Source organism: Tahibacter harae, assembly GCF_024437735.1.
In the GTDB taxonomy this organism is placed as follows: domain Bacteria; phylum Pseudomonadota; class Gammaproteobacteria; order Xanthomonadales; family Rhodanobacteraceae; genus Tahibacter; species Tahibacter harae.
Genome location: NZ_JANFQO010000001.1, coordinates 45,916 through 60,856, shown reverse-complemented (window position 1 = coordinate 60,856; position 14,941 = coordinate 45,916). Strand labels below are relative to the sequence as shown.

Genomic DNA, 14,941 nt, shown 5'->3' with positions numbered 1-14,941 from the left:
CGCGCGAGCCGTCAGCCACCATGCCGACTTCCTTTGTCACGACTACGCTTACCGCATGCCGGCTGACAAAACCTGGCTGAAGCGAAGCCGGAGCGATTTTCCGCTCGGAGAAAACCGCGGAACCATCCACGCCGGCCCCGGTACGCTATTCATCGACGTACGGGCTGGCGAAAGTGGCCGCGGCGCGTTACTGGAGCGGATCGACTTGCGTGGAAGTACTGCATTCGCCGTGACCGAACACGCCAGAATTGCCATCAGGCAGTCCAGCGGCAAGAGCCGGTGGCCGGAAGTCCTGCCGGACATGCGCGCGTTTCTGGATGCTGCCGGCGATCAGGGCATAGAAGCCTCGCATGGATACGCAGGCTGAGCGACCTGCGCACGGCGGGTGCGAACAGGGCAGCCTGAATCGGAGAGGCGAGCTTTTTGCCGAGGTTTTTGCCTCTGGCTTTCAGTCCACCACCACCTCGAAGTCATCACTGAAAATCGCGTCCTCAGCCCCGTCGTAGGTCTTGCCCAGCTCGCCGGCGAAGGCCAGTCCGAACTGGGCGAAGCGCACGCTGTTGCTGGCGGAGTTGCCCATGTTGGCCAGCGTGTCGGCGGTGCTGTGTATGCTCTGGAAGGCGCCCAGATCCCAGGGATTGTTCGGGTTCTGCGGCCGGCCGGCCTCGAACACCATGCCTGCGGGGAAGCCGGCCGATGTCCACGAGGCATGGTCGGAACAGCCATAGTTGCAGGCCAGTGCCGAGCGCACTCCGCCCAGCGGCACCAGATAGGCGTCGAACAGTTCGGCGAAGTAAGTGGTCAGCGCCGTGTTGGAAAAATCACTGACGATGCGCAGGTCCCGGCCCACGTTCTGGCGATAATTGGTCATGTCCAGCTGCAGCACGCCGATGACGTTGATGCCGTCGTCGCGGAAGCGGTTGGCGATGGCCGCGGAGCCGCGCAGGCCGACTTCCTCGGCCGCGTAGCCCATGAATTTCACGGTGCGCCGGGGTTTCCAGCCGCTGGCCAGGCTGATGCGGATGATCTCGGTGAGGGTGGCGATGCCGGAAGCATCGTCATCGGCGCCGGGCGCGGGCTGTTCCAGGTCGGGAACGGGGACGGAGAAGGCGCTGGTGATCGAATCCAGATGGCCGCCGAGTACGACCACCTCGTCCGGCAATTCCGCACCGCGCACGGTGAGGATTACCGAAGGCTGGGTGGAGCAGTTGCTGCAGCCTTGGAACAGTTCCACCGTGGCGTCGTCGCGCTCCGCCGCAAGCGCCTGCCAGCTGTCGCGTATCCATTCGGCCGCCTGGCGGCCGTACGGCGAGGCGTAGTAGCGGTTGCGGAACGCGGACAGGGTAGTGATGGTGGCGTGGATGTTCGCCTCGCTCACCTGCGCCAGCCAGGGGCCGACCGTGGCCTGGTTGTCGATGGTATAGAGACCGCCCAGCGGCAGCGCGATGGCTTCGGCAGTGCGGTCGCGCACGATGAAGGCTTCGGCTTCCGGCCGGCTGGCGAAGGCGAAAAAGCCGCCGCAGCGTTGCTCGCGTTCGTGGACGTGGCGGCTGAGCGCACCGATCTGGAGCGGGTCCAGCTGTGCAATGACCAGCTCGCGGCCCAGGCTGTCTTTCCAGGCGGTCGCTTCGCGGGCCAGCAGGCCGGCTGCATCATAGGTCTGGCGGGCAGTGACGATGTAGACCGTTTCGGCGTCCGGCGAGCCGGTACCGCGGGCGTGAGCCGATACCGTCGCGACGATCTCCGCCACGGCCAGCGGGATCACCGCTGCCAGCCTGCGCCTGACGCCCATGAGCCTGTCCCCGCCGAATGCCGGCACGCGCCGGCAGCGGGAAATGGTGAGCCTGCATCCCGCAGCCGGCAAGACACAGTTGCGGCGGATTGTTCAGTGGCGGAAATGGACGCCGCCTCGACGGTACGCCGCCGGAGCGTACGCGCTGTTCCTGTGCCGACGGGGCGCGATCCGGCCGGCGGGATCCGTGCGCCGGCGTGCGGTGCTGCAGACGCTGCTGTCCGGTGCCGCTTTGTTGAAAAATCTCGTTATTTTTCTATTGTCTGCGGCGCTGTGCTGCTACATCGATGCCAGCAGCAGGCCGCCCGTCGCGCCCAGCGCCGCCGTCCAGGCCTGACGCAACGCGCCGGCGGGCAGGGCCGGCAGCCGTGCCATGCCGCGGCAGACGCCGGCGGCGATCAGTCCGGCCGTCAGCAGCATCGCTGCCAGATGTACGCCGATGGCAGCCAGCGCCAGCGGCAGGGAGCCGGATGCGGTGATCGCGCGCGCTGGCGAATCCGACAAACACAGCGGCACCAGCGCCGGCACCAGCATCAGGCCGGCGCCGTGGACCGTGGCCATCAGGCAGGACCAGAGCGCGATGCCGGCATGGGCGGCGAAGGTTTTCGCGCCCGCCGGCATGGCGGCTGCGGCGCCGGGATTGGTTGCCGCGATTGCCGTGCGCAGCGCGCGGGAACGTGTACTCGCAGATCCGACGCCGGCCGCGTTGGAACGGGCCGCGGCCGGATCGGCCCGGACACGCCCAAGCCATCGCAGCCGCACCGTGCCGTTATTCCAGCAGCCCGCCGCGTCGCGCAGCCAACGGCCGATGGCGAGCAGGATCAGGCCGCCGCCTGCAATCCTGCGCAAGGTGTCTGCGCCGATCAGCACGCCTTGCAGTACGGCGAAGACCGCCAGCGCCACCGACAGGCCATGTCCCAGCGCAACCGGGAGCAGCGCGCGGCGCGCCGCCGCACCATCGCGCGCCCGCACGCCGCAGGCGGCGGCGAACAGCCAGCCGTTGGCCGGACTCAGGCCGTGCAGGGCGCCGAGTCCGGCGAGGAACAGCCAGGGCCAGAGCTGCGCCATGAAGAATTCCTTTCTGCGCGGATCAGGGCGTCGCGCCGCAGCAGGACGCTGCGCCGCGGGCAGGCTTGGGCGCCGTCTCCGCGTAGCGGTCGTGGTGGCGCACCCAGGCCATGGGATAGTCCAGCGTATCCTCGTCGCGGCCCTTGGGCGTGAGATCCAGCAGGCTGTAGGTGTGCATCATCACTTCCACGCCGCGGCCGTAGCGCGAATAGGCGTGGAACACCTGGCCGGCCGCATCGCGGCAGAACACGCTGATGCCGGGCGCTTCCTCGTGCGGGAAAGGCTGGCGCGTATAGTTGTAATCGACCTTGCCGGCAGACATTTCTTCCTGGCTGAAGTTGACGCCGAAGTCGTGGTTGAAATCGCTGCCGTGCGAGGAAGCCCAGGCAAAGCGCCAGCCCATGCGCTGGCGGAATGCTTCGATGGCGGCCAGCGGCGCGCGCGACACCACCAGCAAGGTCACGTCGCGCTGGGCAAGATGGAGCGCGGCGCAGTCGTTGTGGTCGGCCATGTAGGAGCAGCTCTTGCAGCCCTGTTCCCAGCCTGGTGCGAACATGAAGTGCTGCACCAGCAGCTGGCTGCGGCCGTCGAACAGATCGGCGAGGCGGCGCTGCCCCTGCGGCGTGTCGAAGACATAGTCCTTCTCGACCCGCACCCAGGGCAGGGCGCGGCGTTCGCGGGCGATCTGGTCGTGCAGGCGGGTGAGTTCCTTTTCGCGTGCGAGCAGGGCCTTGCGTGCAGCGAGCCAGCGCTCGCGCGCGACGACGGGATGGCTGGCGGTATCGGTTGTGGCGATGGCGGTATTCATGCGGTTCCTCGCTGGATTGCGTTGGGATGGGGCGGAGCGCCGCTGTATTGCGGCAAGCCGCGTCCGTTTCCGGCTGGATTCCGGAAGTGGGAATAGTGAAAAAGTAGTTTTTATGCGCCGCGCATGCGCGGCGGCATTTTTCATGCAGGCGGCCGGTCCGAAGCTCTCAGGTCGTGCTGCGCAGCGGCATCAAGGCGCGCGCGATCCCGTGTCCTGGGCCGCAGACTGCCGGCGGGCGACGGCGTCGTCTTCCCTGCGGCGCGTCTTGCCGCCGCCCGCCACGCGGCGATTGTTCGCGATGGCAGCCGCTCCAGCCGCGAAGGCCGCGGATGTTCGTGACGCCGGCGGAAACGGACGCTAGCGCGCCGCCGTTTTCGGTTTGCGCACCGCACGCACCTTGCCGCTGTTGCCGCCGCCACAGTAGAACAGTCCGGCGCCGTCGGATTCGAGCCCGCTCACGCCGACGCCTGCCGGCAGGGCCAGGCTTTCGAGCACGCTGCCGTCGGCGGGATCGATATGACGCAGTTCGCTCTCGTCGCCTTCCCAGGTGCCGTGCCACAGCTCGCCGTCGACCCAGGTCACGCCGGTGACGAAGCGGTTGGAATCGAGGGTGCGACGGATCGCGCCGGTGTCGGGGTCGATCTGGTGGATCTTGCGTTCGCGATACTGGCCTACCCAGAGGCTGCCTTCGGCCCAGGCCAGGCCCGAATCGCGGCCCGCTCCCGGCGCGGGAATATCCGCGACGATGGCGCCGCTGGCCGGGTCGATCTTGTGAATGCGCGCCGCGGCGATCTGGTAAAGATAGGTTCCGTCGAAGGCGGTGCCGGCATCGCCGGCGCGGGCCAGGGTGCGGGTGATTTCGCCGCTGGCCGGATCGAAGGCGACCAACTGCGCGCCGGTCGCGGCCCAGACCTGACGGCCGTCGTGGCTGACGCCATGCACGGCGGCGGCGCCGTCCAAGGGGCCGTACTCGCGCACGATTTCGGCGGCGCTAATTGCTCGGTTGGATGTCTCGCTGCTCATGTTCGGGCTCCTGCTGCGCCGGGCGGCGTCGTGGTGTCGATCCATCCGGCGGTGTGTTCCGGGGCGGATCCCGCCGCTTGTGGCTCGGCTTGCGCGGCACCGGATCGGCGCCGTGACGTCAATCTATCCGGCCGGCGGCGCGGCCGGGAGTAACAAGATCGTCGTGAATCCGGCCAGCGAGGGCGCCAGCCAGCGCTGCGCACGGGCGCGGCCGACTGCACGCACCTGGCCGGCGGCCTCAAGTTCGGCCAGCGCGCGCTGTACCGTGCGCTGGCTGTCGCCCAGCGCCAGCGCCAGCGCCGAGGTGGACCACGCCGCGCCGTCGCCGAGCAGGGCCAGCAGCGCAGCCTGTTCGCCGTCGATGGGCGGCATCAGCAAGGCGACGCTGCGTTCGCCCCGCGGCGCCAGCGCAAAGCCGCGCGCGCTGGCCCGTATCGCCGCGAACGGCGCGACCAGCGCGCGCAGGCGGCCGATTTCCACACGCAGCCGCGCGCGCAGCGTTTCGTCCGGATCGCGGCTGCGGAACACCTGGGCGATGAGCGCCGCGCGCCCGGCATCGCCCGGCCAGCTCTGCGCCAGCGCGCGCAGCAGGGCGAACAGTACCGGCCGGCGCGCCAGCGGCACCCAGTGCCCGCCGCTGCGCAGGCCGCGGCGGCAGGCGTCGACGACCAGATTGCCGGAGGCCAGCAGGTTTTCCACTTCGCGCAGCCGCAGCGGCTGCTCGTGACCGGCATGGACGAGGCGGGCGGCGCAGCGGTCGAGCAGGGCGTGCGCCTCCTCCACTTCGGCCAGCAGCGCCGGAATACGCGCGCGCCGCGCCGCTGCGCCGGCGCGCGCCAGCGCCGCTTCCGCGGCGCACGTGTCCAGCGAACGCAGCGCGATCTCGGCGGCGACCAGCGCCGCGACGGCGGCCAGTGGAGGCGCCAGGCTGCGACTGTCCAGCGCATCCAGCGCGGATGCGGCTTCGGCAAGCCGGCCCAGCAGCAACAGGCGGCGCGCGGCGATCAGCCCGGCCTGCAGCGCATTGGCGTTGTCGCCGCGCGCGCGCAGCAGTGCTGCCGCTTCCGCCAGCATGCGCGGCGAACCGCCCAGCTCGCGCAGGACCAGGGCGACCTCGGCCTCGGCCACCACGCAGCGCGCCCGCGCCAGCGCCTCGCGCGCACCGAAACGGCGCGCCGCCTGACGCAGCAGCTCGTGCGCCCGCGGGTATTCGCCCAACTGGGCCAGGGCAATGCCGCGCAGCGCCAGCGCCGGCGCATCGTCGCGCAGGGCCACGTGCCTGAGCGCACTCAGGGCGTCGCCGGCTGCCAGGGCGCGGCCGGCGGCGGCGATCAGGGAGTCCATGGGCAAAAGCTGGTTTGAGACGCAGGATTTCGCATCGGACTGGCGGTTGCGGACATGCGCGCAAGCCTAGCTCGCGCTGCCCTGTCAATGTGCGCGGTGTGTTGCTTTCGCGGTGAATGCCCGGAGCTGCCGGGCTGGTCTGTCAGGGTTTTCCGCGGTAGTAGCCTTGAGCAAGGCATTCACCGCTGCGGGCGCTGGCCCGTCGCCGGTCAGGGCCACGACGACGAAAGCTTCGTCCTCGGGCGAATAGATCACCAGCACGCCAGCACCCGGCGTGCCGCCGGCGTCGCCCAGCCACAGATTGCATCGGCCAGCGTCGTCGATATCGAACACCATCAGGCCCAGGCCGTAATAGGTGCCGGGATCGGATACGGGATACAACGTCGCCGACATTTCCGCGACGGTGACGACACGAAGCATTCACCGTTCAGCAGCGCAGCGAGAAAGCGCACCATGTTGCCGGCATCCGGCGATCGCACCGGCCGCCTGCGGCCAGCGCGGACCGATCAGCCTTTTCCTGGCGGATTGTAGCGGCGAGATGCCTGCAATGCCGCTCTCGGGCACCAGCGTCCGGGTGTCCTGGGCGCCAATTTGTCGATGGTGCGCGCAGTGATGGCTTGGTCGAGGGTACGGCCGTCCACTTTACGCACGATTTCGCCGAGCGTCACAGCCGGTGTTGGGTCAGTGCCAGTTCGCCCCGGCGCAGAACATCGCACCGTGGCGGCGCGCAATGGCGAGATTTTCCGCCGCACTGCGGTGGTTGCGTCGAAAGCCCGGTCGTTCAGTGTACCCGGTGCGGTCGGCAACGTGAAAACTTCATGCAGCGGCCGGCTGGCATAGAGGCCTGGTGCGTCGCAGTGTACGGGATTGCAGTCGGCGGCGTGGATGCTGCGCCAGCAATGCGACGAACGGCGGGCAGCGTGAGAGGCTGGCGGCCGGGCGCGTCATGGGCTGTCCTTTGGGCGATGATGCGTGGCGAGAGCGAGTCGGCTGCTGCGTGTACGGCTGCAGGAACGCTGCAAGGGTAGCCGTACCGCGTTGCACGCACGTATCGGGGGCTGTGCCGGTCAGTTGTGGTTTGGCCGGGTGTGCTGTTCTGGGGTGAATGACCGGCTTGTCGGCAGAAACGCTGTTCCCGCACGCACGGAAGCTGTACCGGATCGTGCCGATTTCCTTATGTCAGTGCTGCAGGCGAGGCCCGGCTTTTCAAGCAAAGCACTGCCCGCCGTTGCGCTGGCGAACGCGACTTGTGTCAAAGTAGCTCCAAGGGACGGTGGATTTGTCGCAGGCGCGCAAGGGGGCGGCGATGAGTATGGTCGGATACCCGTGGCGCCGGTATAGGCGTTGGCAATTTCCGTTTTCCGACAGCCTGGCAGCGCTGCTTGTCACGGTTGTCGCGCTGCTAGCCGATCCCGCTGCTGCTGCCGCAGAGCCGGTACTCGTCGCAGGTTCGCAGGTCGCGCGAACGATCGTCGGTGACGGGGAAGACCAGCTGCTGATCGATGCTTCGGCGGGGCCGTTAGTGGTGGTGGTCGAGCAGTTGGGCGTCGATCTGCTGCCGCGCTGCGACAACGAGGCGCATGCGCGCAACTCGCCGTCGGGCCCTTGGTCGTCTGAAGTCCTGGTCGTGCCGGTCCGCTGCCTGCTCAGCCTGCGCGCGCGTAGCGTCGGTGCGCCTGCGCTGAGCTACCGGGCCCGCGCTTTCACCTTCGACAGCCCCGAAGGCCGGCGCTGGCAGCGGCCGACCTGGGAGCTGTGGTCGCAGGCGCATTACGAAAACGGTGCGGAAGATCTGGCGGCCATGAGTGGTGCGTTGGCCAAGCTGCGCGAAGTGGAACGCGTGGTTGCTGCGCGTGGCGAAGGCGAGGATCTGCGTTTCCTGCGGCTGGGCAATGCGCATCTGCTGTTGCGCACCGGCAAGCGGGCAGAGGCCGTCGCCGCGTTCGACGCCTTCATACGCACGCTCGATCCGCAGCGCCACAGTGAATGGCTGACGCGCGCGAATAATGGCAAAGGACTTGCGCTGCGCGAACTCGATCGTTTCGACGAGGCGGACCAGGCCTTCGCCGATGCTGTGCGCCACGGGGCCGACCGGCGCGATGCCTATGAATGGGTCTCGGCCAAGAACAACCGCTGTCTGATCCTGCATGGCTACGGCAAGCTGGCTGCGGCGCGGGACTGCTATGCCGCAGTGATTCCGTACTACCAAGAGGTTGCGCCCGATCAGGTCCCTGTGCCGATGCTGAACCTCGCGGCAGCCGCCGACACGCTGGGCGAGCCGGCGCTGGCGCTGAAGAACTATCGTGCGGCGTTGGAGCTGCGCCGCGCGGGCAAGAATCGCCGCAGCCTGGGCCTCGTACTGCTCAATCTCGCCAACTACGAATCGCAGATCGGCGCTTGGCCGGATGCGTTGGAACACAGCCTGGAAGCGCAGCGGTTGTTCGAGGCTCTGGGCGACAAATTGCGCACGGTCTATACCCTCAATCTGCGTGGTCGAATCTACGGCGAGCTACGCGAACCGGCGCGCGCGCGCGACTATCTGGAACAGGCGCTGCGCGTCGCCCGGGACAGCAAGGATCCCGGCGCGATCGCTCTTACCCGGTCGGCGTTGGCACAGATGGAGACCAATGCCGTGGCAGCCGCAGCGGCGCACCGGGAAGTGGCCGCATACCTTGTGCAGACTGGGCGTGATGGCTTGGCCAGCCAGGAATGGATGATGCTGGCCGAGCGCCTCGACGCGCTTGGCGATACAGCTGGTCGCGATGCCGCGTTGCAAGCTTGCGAGAAACTGCTGGAAACCAATGGTAGCCGCTCCTACAAGGCACGGGCGGCACTGTTACGTAGTGCCGTTGCATTGCGTGCCGGTGAACTGACCAAGGCGCGTCGCTACGCGCAGCAGGCGATAGATTGGAGCCTCCAAACACACGAGATCGATGGCCTGAGCGCCGCGCGATTGCTCAAGGCACGCATCGATCGCCGGAGTGGCGAGGGAGCCAAGGCCTTGGAGGAAATAGAGCGAGCACTGGAAGAGCTGCAGCGCGGCGAACATCTGCCCGGCAGTCCGGTGCTGGTGGCGAATTTGTACGACCGGCGCATCGCTTTACTGGACGAAGCGATGGACATCCTGCTTGGTGGCGCCACGCTAGATACCACGGCGATGGCCAAGGCCTGGTCAATCAAATGGAAATTCGCCCGTGCGCCGGACTCACCGGCGCCAGCGCCCGTCGACGCGGAAGAGCACGCGCTACTCGACGAGCTGCGCGTGAAAGTGATGTTGCTGACGGGAGCCCAGACGCCAGGTGTTTCTGCGTCTCGGCCGCCGCCGGATGTGCTGGCTGGAATTGCCAAGCGGGTAGACGAGATCGAGTCGCAGCTGGATATACGCCGCGCCGGAAAAGCAACGACCTCGGTCACCGTGCTGGACTTGCCAGCGGTGGAGGCGGCGCTGCAACCGGCAGACGCGCTTATCAGTCTGAATCTGGGCATGCGCGCCAGCGGTGCCTGGATCACTACCGCGCAAGGTACGCGGTGGATTGCATTGCCGGCGCGGGCCACGCTGCTCAGTTCCATAGAGGCGATGCTGCAGCAGCAGGACACCGGTGCGCTGGAAAAACTGTCGGATCAGCTCGCGCCACTGGTCGCGGCAGCAGGTTCGGCGAAGCGTGTGATGATTGTCGCGGACGGACCTTCGCACCTGGCTCCCTACGCCGCGTTGCGCAAGCCCGACGGCGAATACTGGATCGAACATAGCAGCATTGAACTGTTGGCCAGGCCGCCGTCGACCCCGGAACAGTTGCGTCCAGCCGCATTGACGCAGGGCTTTCCTGTGGTCGTCTGGGGTGCTAGAGACATGCCTGACAGCAATGCCGTTGCGCAGGCGGAGAGTGCCCCGGCCTATCGTTCTGGCGTAGCTACGGTCGAGCTGCCGTCCGTGTCGGCCGAACTGCGGCTGATGAAACAGGTACTTGGTGCGCGCCGCGTCAGCAACGGCGATCCGCGTACGGTCGCTGCTCCCGCGGGTGCCGAGCGCTGGGTATTGCATGTGGCGGGACATGGCCTGGCCAGCCGCAATCATCCGTACGCCGCGGCGCTTGCGCTGCCGGATCCTGATGGTGGCGATGGCTTCGCTTTCGTCAGTGGCCAGGCTTTGCGTCTGGGGGCCCGACCACCACGTATCGTCTTCGTCAATGTGTGTGAGGGTTTTTCCGGACGCTTGTTCGAATCCCAGCCGCCGTCCTCGTTGGCGCGCCGCTTCCTGCAGGCCGGTGCCGAAGTTGTAGTCGCTGCTGCCTGGCCCGTCGAAGACAGTCGCGCTGCACGCTTTGCGGAGCGGGTTTATACCGAACTCGATCATGCTCCTGCAGATATCGCCGCCGCTCTTGCGCGGGCGCAACGTGAATCGTTGCGTGTCGGCGGTGCGCGCAGCTGGCGCCATTGGGCGGGGTATTCGGTGATTCGCGACGAACGGTGAGAGAAAGAGCGTGCTTCACGCACTGAGGTACTGCCGCAACAGTGCGGCGCTACCAAAAAAGATGGAGATGAACCATGAGCATCATCGGCCAGTGGGATATCATCAAAGTGGTTGTGCTGAAAAATGAAGTCGTGGTCAGAAAAAATGATGTGATCGATATCCGGGAGCTTGCCCCGGTAGGTGGGCAGCGCAAGGCGCGATTCACCTGTATTCGCGGGGGTATGGCCGAGTTCAGCGGCACTGTCGATCTTGATGCTTCGGGCAGCCAGATCTCTGGTGCGTTCGAAGATGACGGAGTTGACTACGTAGTCAAAGCCAAGACCACCGGCGTCGATGCGATCTCCGGGGAAACGTGGAGCAAGAAGCCCGCTGCCGAGAGTGGCGGTGAATGGGACGGCAACCGGAAATAAGGCAGCCAGCGGATTCGCTGTCAGATTGCCGAATCTCTGATTTCTGTTTCCGGAGGCATGTAATGGCTTTTTTCCCTGCTGAAAACCTGGCGACGGTAAGCATTGTCGTCATCATCGAACAGAACGTGGCAGAGGGGGCGCATTCGTTCAATGCGCTGTTGAACGCGGTGCGCAATTGGCGTGGTTTCGGCTACCGCTTCGAAATCATCGAGCATCCGCATAAGGAAGGCTCGATCACCGAGGAGGTGATTGGCAACGCGGATGAGCTCTGGTTCTTTGGAACCGAGTTGTGCGAAAAGCCGGAAGAAGCGCTGAAGCTGACACCGGATGAGATCGCGCTGATCCAGAAACGTATGAACGAAGGCGTCGGCGTATTTGCGACCGGTGATCACGAAGCTGTTGGGTGGGGGCTTTGTGGGCATCTGCCGCCGCGAGTGGCCAACATGCGCAACTGGGGCGATGCTGGTGCACCCAGCGAAGATCGTCCGTGGAGCTATGAATCAACCATCCGCTCGCCGGACCAGGACGTGTTCAGGCCCGAGCTTGCAGGCGACAGCAATCGGGATGAGCCCGACGACTTCGATGTGTTGCCCAAACCCGTGTGGGTCCTGCATCTGTCGAAAGAGTCGCCGCATGAACTGATGCAGCTGCCTGTACGGGGCGTCCGCAAGACGGCGATCCGGTTTTTGCCGGACCATATGCACGAAGGCAAGCTCCACGACTACGCCGAAAAGCCACTCAGCAACGAGGCGGCCGCGCTGGTGACGGAATACAAGGAGGGACCATTTCCGCAGATCGTTGCGCGTTCGGTCCGCTCCTTGTTCGACGACGCGGACAATCCGTACAACTGCGTTTCGTATCCGGTTGTGTCTGCCTACGAGGCGGCGGAAGAATCTCTCTGGGGCAATATCGTAGTCGACTCGACCTTCCACCACTGGACCGACCAGAACGCGCTGCGTCTGCGTTTCACTCCGGCCTGGCTGCATATTGAGCAGTACGCGATCAATGTGGCGAATTGGCTGCTGGGAAAGGCCGGACGTAAAAAAGTGGAGCAAGCCGTCGTCGAGTACATTCGCAAGACAGGTGATGACGGTGCTGAGGTCATAAGGTTGCTGGACGCCAACGAAAGGAAACAAGCTATCGACAGCTTGAGGCTGAATATAGCGCCGCGCATGATAAAGCAGCGTATTGTCAGCGACACCTTGGAGCGGATATTGCTGGGCCGCGTGATAAGTACAAGCCGCGCCCAGGTCGAGGCGTTTGCACGCGGCTTCAAGAACGTCGATGCTAAAATGGTGAGCAGCCTGGACGAGACCGACCGGCAGCGTTTCGTGCTGGGGCTGCGGTTCGAGGAGATCCGCAAAAAGTAGGTGAATGAGATGGTGCAGGCGGCGGCTCGGATGGTCGCCGCCCGCTTCGCGTTGCGCGCTCCGGCATTCTTTGCTGCGCGGTATTGCCACGGCGAAACATGCAGTGATGCGGCCTTCGGTGTGCGGCCGCGGCCGTGACGCCTCCGCGACCGTTGTCGCCGTCGGCTTCATCAGCGCGGAATATCCGCACCGGGAGCGGATATTCTGGGTCACGGCATTCATGTTCCAGTGTTCATCGGCAGCGCTCTCCCGGCAGCACGCACGACATAAAACACTACCATCCTCGATCGCATCGGCCCCAGATAAGTTAGTCTCTTGGATCCGACCGCTTTTGTTGCGGCGCAGCATGTCGCCGGTGTAGCATCCGGCCGCACTTTGGAGAGGGCTTATGTCGTCGAATTCAGCGCAAGACTGGATGAACCAATGGCAGGCGCTGGCGCAGCGCTATTGGGATGGCTGGAAGTCGCAGGGCGTAGTGCCGCCGGCGGGTTTCGGCAGGGCGGATGCCAATGCTCCCTGGCAGGCGGCGCTGGATCAGTGGGCGCAGCTCTTCGGCAAGAGCCAACAGCAGAGCGACCTGGTCGACCGCGTCACTGCCAATGCCAAGTCCTACGTGGCATTGATGCAATCCATGCTCAACAGTTCGCTGGGGCAGGGCGGCGACGCCGGTGCGGCGGCCTGGACCGAGGCGCTGCGCAACGGCTTCAACATTCCGGGCATGGATCCAGCCTTGTGGAATAATCCACTCGGCGCCAATTTCCGCGATATGGCGGGCCAGGGCGCCAAGGGCTTCGAGCAGCTGATGGCCGAATTCGGCCGCGCCGGCGGCCCGTTCAAGCAGGAAATTCTCTCCACCCTGGGCATGCCGGCCTTCGGCCTGGCGCGCGAGCACCAGGAACGCTGGCAGGCGCTGGGCGCGGCCCTGGTCGATTACCAGGAGCAGACCAACCGCTACAACGCGCTGATCCTCAAGTCCAGCCAGCAGGGCTTCGAACGCTTCCAGTCCAAGCTGGCCGAGCGCGAGGAACCGGGCCGGCAGCTGGAATCGGTGCGCGCGGTCTACGACCTGTGGATAGACGCGGCCGAGGAAGCCTATGCCGAGATCGCCCTGTCGGACGAGTTCCGCAAGGTCTACGGCGCCATGGTCAACGCGCAGATGCGCGTGCGCTCGCTGATCCAGGGCGAGATCGAACAGCAGACGCGCCAGCTCGGCATGCCCACGCGCAGCGAGCTGCAGGGGGTGCAGAAGTCGGTGCAGGAACTGCGCCGCACTTTCAGGAACAACCAGGACAACGGCGGCTCCGAGCTGGCCGGCGAGATCGCCGCGCTGCGCGCCGAAGTGGCCGCGCTCAAGCGTCAGCTGGCCGCCGCCGATACGCAGCCGGCCAAGGCCGCGCCGGAAAAACCCGCCGCGGACAAGTCCGCCGCCGCGGCTCCCGCCAAGAAGACCAAGCGCTGAGGAACGACTGCCATGGGCCCGATCCGTATCGAACCGCAGAAGGCGTTGGACGAGGCGCTGAAGCTGCAGCAGAAACTCTCCGCCGGCGCGCAGACCCTGCGCAGCCTGGATCCAGTGACCTTCGGCGTCACCGCCAAGGAGGCCGTATACAAGGATGACAAAGTAACCTTGTACCGATTCCGCGGCGAGCGCGCGCCGACGCAGAAGACGCCGCTGCTGATCTGCTACGCGCTGGTCAACACGCCTTACATGGTCGACCTGCAGGACGACCGCTCGCTGGTGAAGAACCTGCTCGCCCAGGGCCAGGACGTCTATCTGATCGACTGGGGCTATCCGGACGGCTCGGACAAGTATCTGACCCTGGACGACTACATCAACGGCTACCTGCGCCGCTGCGTGGATTTCCTGCGCAAGTCCCACGGCGTGGAGGCGATCAACCTGCTCGGCATCTGCCAGGGCGGCGCGTTCTCGCTGTGCTTCAGCGCGATCTATCCGGAAAAGGTGAAGAACCTGGTCACCATGGTGACGCCGGTGGATTTCCACACTCCGGACAACATGCTGTCGCACTGGGTGCGCGAGCTGGACGTGGACCTGTTCGTCGACACGCTGGGCAATATCCCGGCCGACCTGATGAACTACTGCTATCTCACGCTCAAGCCGCTGCGCCTGAACCAGCAGAAGTATGTCGGTCTGGTCGATATCCTCGACAACAAGACCGAGCTGGAAAATTTCCTGCGCATGGAAAAGTGGATCTTCGATTCGCCCGATCAGGCCGGCGAAGCGTTCCGCCAGTTCATCAAGGATTTCTACCAGGGCAACAAGCTGCTCAAGGGCGGCCTGCAGATCGGCGAAAAGAAAGTCGATCTGAAGAACATCAGCTCACCCGTGCTCAACATCTTCGCCGAGCAGGATCACCTGGTGCCGCCGGCAGCCTCGCGCGCGCTCAAAGATGCGGTCGGCAGTCCCGACTATTCGCAGATCGCGTTCAAGGGCGGCCACATCGGCATCTACGTGTCCAGCCGTGCCCAGCGCGAAGTGCCGCCGGCAATCCACGACTGGCTGGCCAAGCGTTCATGACAGTGGCTGCTCCTGCAGCCTGATGCCGGACATGGCCCGCAGCGCTCGCTGCGGGCCATCGTGTTTGTGCTTTGCCGCCGGCCCCGGAAGCCGGCGCCGGCGGCATTTGACCGCCGCTG

General features: G+C 65.8%; 13 protein-coding genes. 7 read left to right on the top strand and 6 right to left on the bottom strand.

Features of this window, described 5'->3' with window-relative positions:
* Positions 1 to 55: 55 nt before the first annotated feature.
* Positions 56 to 367 (top strand): hypothetical protein, encoded by a 312-nt coding sequence (locus NM961_RS00260; protein WP_255910144.1) that lies wholly within the window; start codon positions 56 to 58, stop codon positions 365 to 367.
* Positions 368 to 448: 81 nt separating this feature from the next.
* Here the strand turns inward: NM961_RS00260 and NM961_RS00255 are convergent, their stop codons facing one another.
* Positions 449 to 1,792, bottom strand: coding sequence for a M20/M25/M40 family metallo-hydrolase (locus tag NM961_RS00255; RefSeq protein WP_255910142.1), 1,344 nt, complete (start codon positions 1,790 to 1,792; stop codon positions 449 to 451).
* Here NM961_RS00255 and NM961_RS00250 point away from each other — a divergent pair.
* Positions 1,791 to 2,129 (top strand): hypothetical protein, encoded by a 339-nt coding sequence (locus tag NM961_RS00250; protein WP_255910140.1) that lies wholly within the window; start codon positions 1,791 to 1,793, stop codon positions 2,127 to 2,129. The genes NM961_RS00255 and NM961_RS00250 overlap by 2 nt on opposite strands.
* Here the strand turns inward: NM961_RS00250 and NM961_RS00245 are convergent.
* From NM961_RS00245 to NM961_RS00225, 5 genes are all read right to left on the bottom strand, one after another.
* Positions 2,072 to 2,860 (bottom strand): hypothetical protein, encoded by a 789-nt coding sequence (locus NM961_RS00245; protein ID WP_255910138.1) that lies wholly within the window; start codon positions 2,858 to 2,860, stop codon positions 2,072 to 2,074. The genes NM961_RS00250 and NM961_RS00245 overlap by 58 nt on opposite strands.
* A 22-nt stretch (positions 2,861 to 2,882) precedes the next feature.
* Positions 2,883 to 3,668, bottom strand: coding sequence for a DUF899 domain-containing protein (locus tag NM961_RS00240; RefSeq protein WP_255910136.1), 786 nt, complete (start codon positions 3,666 to 3,668; stop codon positions 2,883 to 2,885).
* A gap of 357 nt (positions 3,669 to 4,025) precedes the next feature.
* Entirely contained in the window at positions 4,026 to 4,691 is a 666-nt protein-coding gene (locus NM961_RS00235) for a Vgb family protein (protein ID WP_255910134.1), read from the bottom strand.
* A 123-nt stretch (positions 4,692 to 4,814) separates the two neighbouring features.
* Positions 4,815 to 6,035, bottom strand: a complete 1,221-nt coding sequence (locus tag NM961_RS00230) for a helix-turn-helix domain-containing protein (RefSeq protein ID WP_255910132.1) — start codon at positions 6,033 to 6,035, stop codon at positions 4,815 to 4,817.
* Between the two features lie 84 nt (positions 6,036 to 6,119).
* On the bottom strand, positions 6,120 to 6,455 hold the full coding sequence (locus NM961_RS00225; RefSeq protein WP_255910130.1) for a serine hydrolase domain-containing protein: 336 nt from the start codon (positions 6,453 to 6,455) through the stop codon (positions 6,120 to 6,122).
* Positions 6,456 to 7,347: 892 nt separating this feature from the next.
* Here NM961_RS00225 and NM961_RS00220 point away from each other — a divergent pair.
* The 5 genes from NM961_RS00220 (at position 7,348) to NM961_RS00200 (ending at position 14,822) form a co-directional block, all read left to right on the top strand.
* Positions 7,348 to 10,506: a CHAT domain-containing protein gene (locus NM961_RS00220; protein WP_255910128.1), complete on the top strand. Its 3,159-nt coding sequence runs from the start codon at positions 7,348 to 7,350 to the stop codon at positions 10,504 to 10,506.
* A gap of 74 nt (positions 10,507 to 10,580) precedes the next feature.
* On the top strand, positions 10,581 to 10,916 hold the full coding sequence (locus NM961_RS00215; RefSeq protein ID WP_255910127.1) for a hypothetical protein: 336 nt from the start codon (positions 10,581 to 10,583) through the stop codon (positions 10,914 to 10,916).
* 62 nt (positions 10,917 to 10,978) lie between these two features.
* On the top strand, positions 10,979 to 12,286 hold the full coding sequence (locus tag NM961_RS00210) for a hypothetical protein (RefSeq protein WP_255910126.1): 1,308 nt from the start codon (positions 10,979 to 10,981) through the stop codon (positions 12,284 to 12,286).
* Positions 12,287 to 12,674: 388 nt separating this feature from the next.
* Positions 12,675 to 13,745: a class III poly(R)-hydroxyalkanoic acid synthase subunit PhaE gene (phaE, locus tag NM961_RS00205; protein WP_255910125.1), complete on the top strand. Its 1,071-nt coding sequence runs from the start codon at positions 12,675 to 12,677 to the stop codon at positions 13,743 to 13,745.
* 12 nt (positions 13,746 to 13,757) lie between these two features.
* Positions 13,758 to 14,822: a class III poly(R)-hydroxyalkanoic acid synthase subunit PhaC gene (locus NM961_RS00200; RefSeq protein WP_255910124.1), complete on the top strand. Its 1,065-nt coding sequence runs from the start codon at positions 13,758 to 13,760 to the stop codon at positions 14,820 to 14,822.
* Positions 14,823 to 14,941 lie beyond the last annotated feature (119 nt).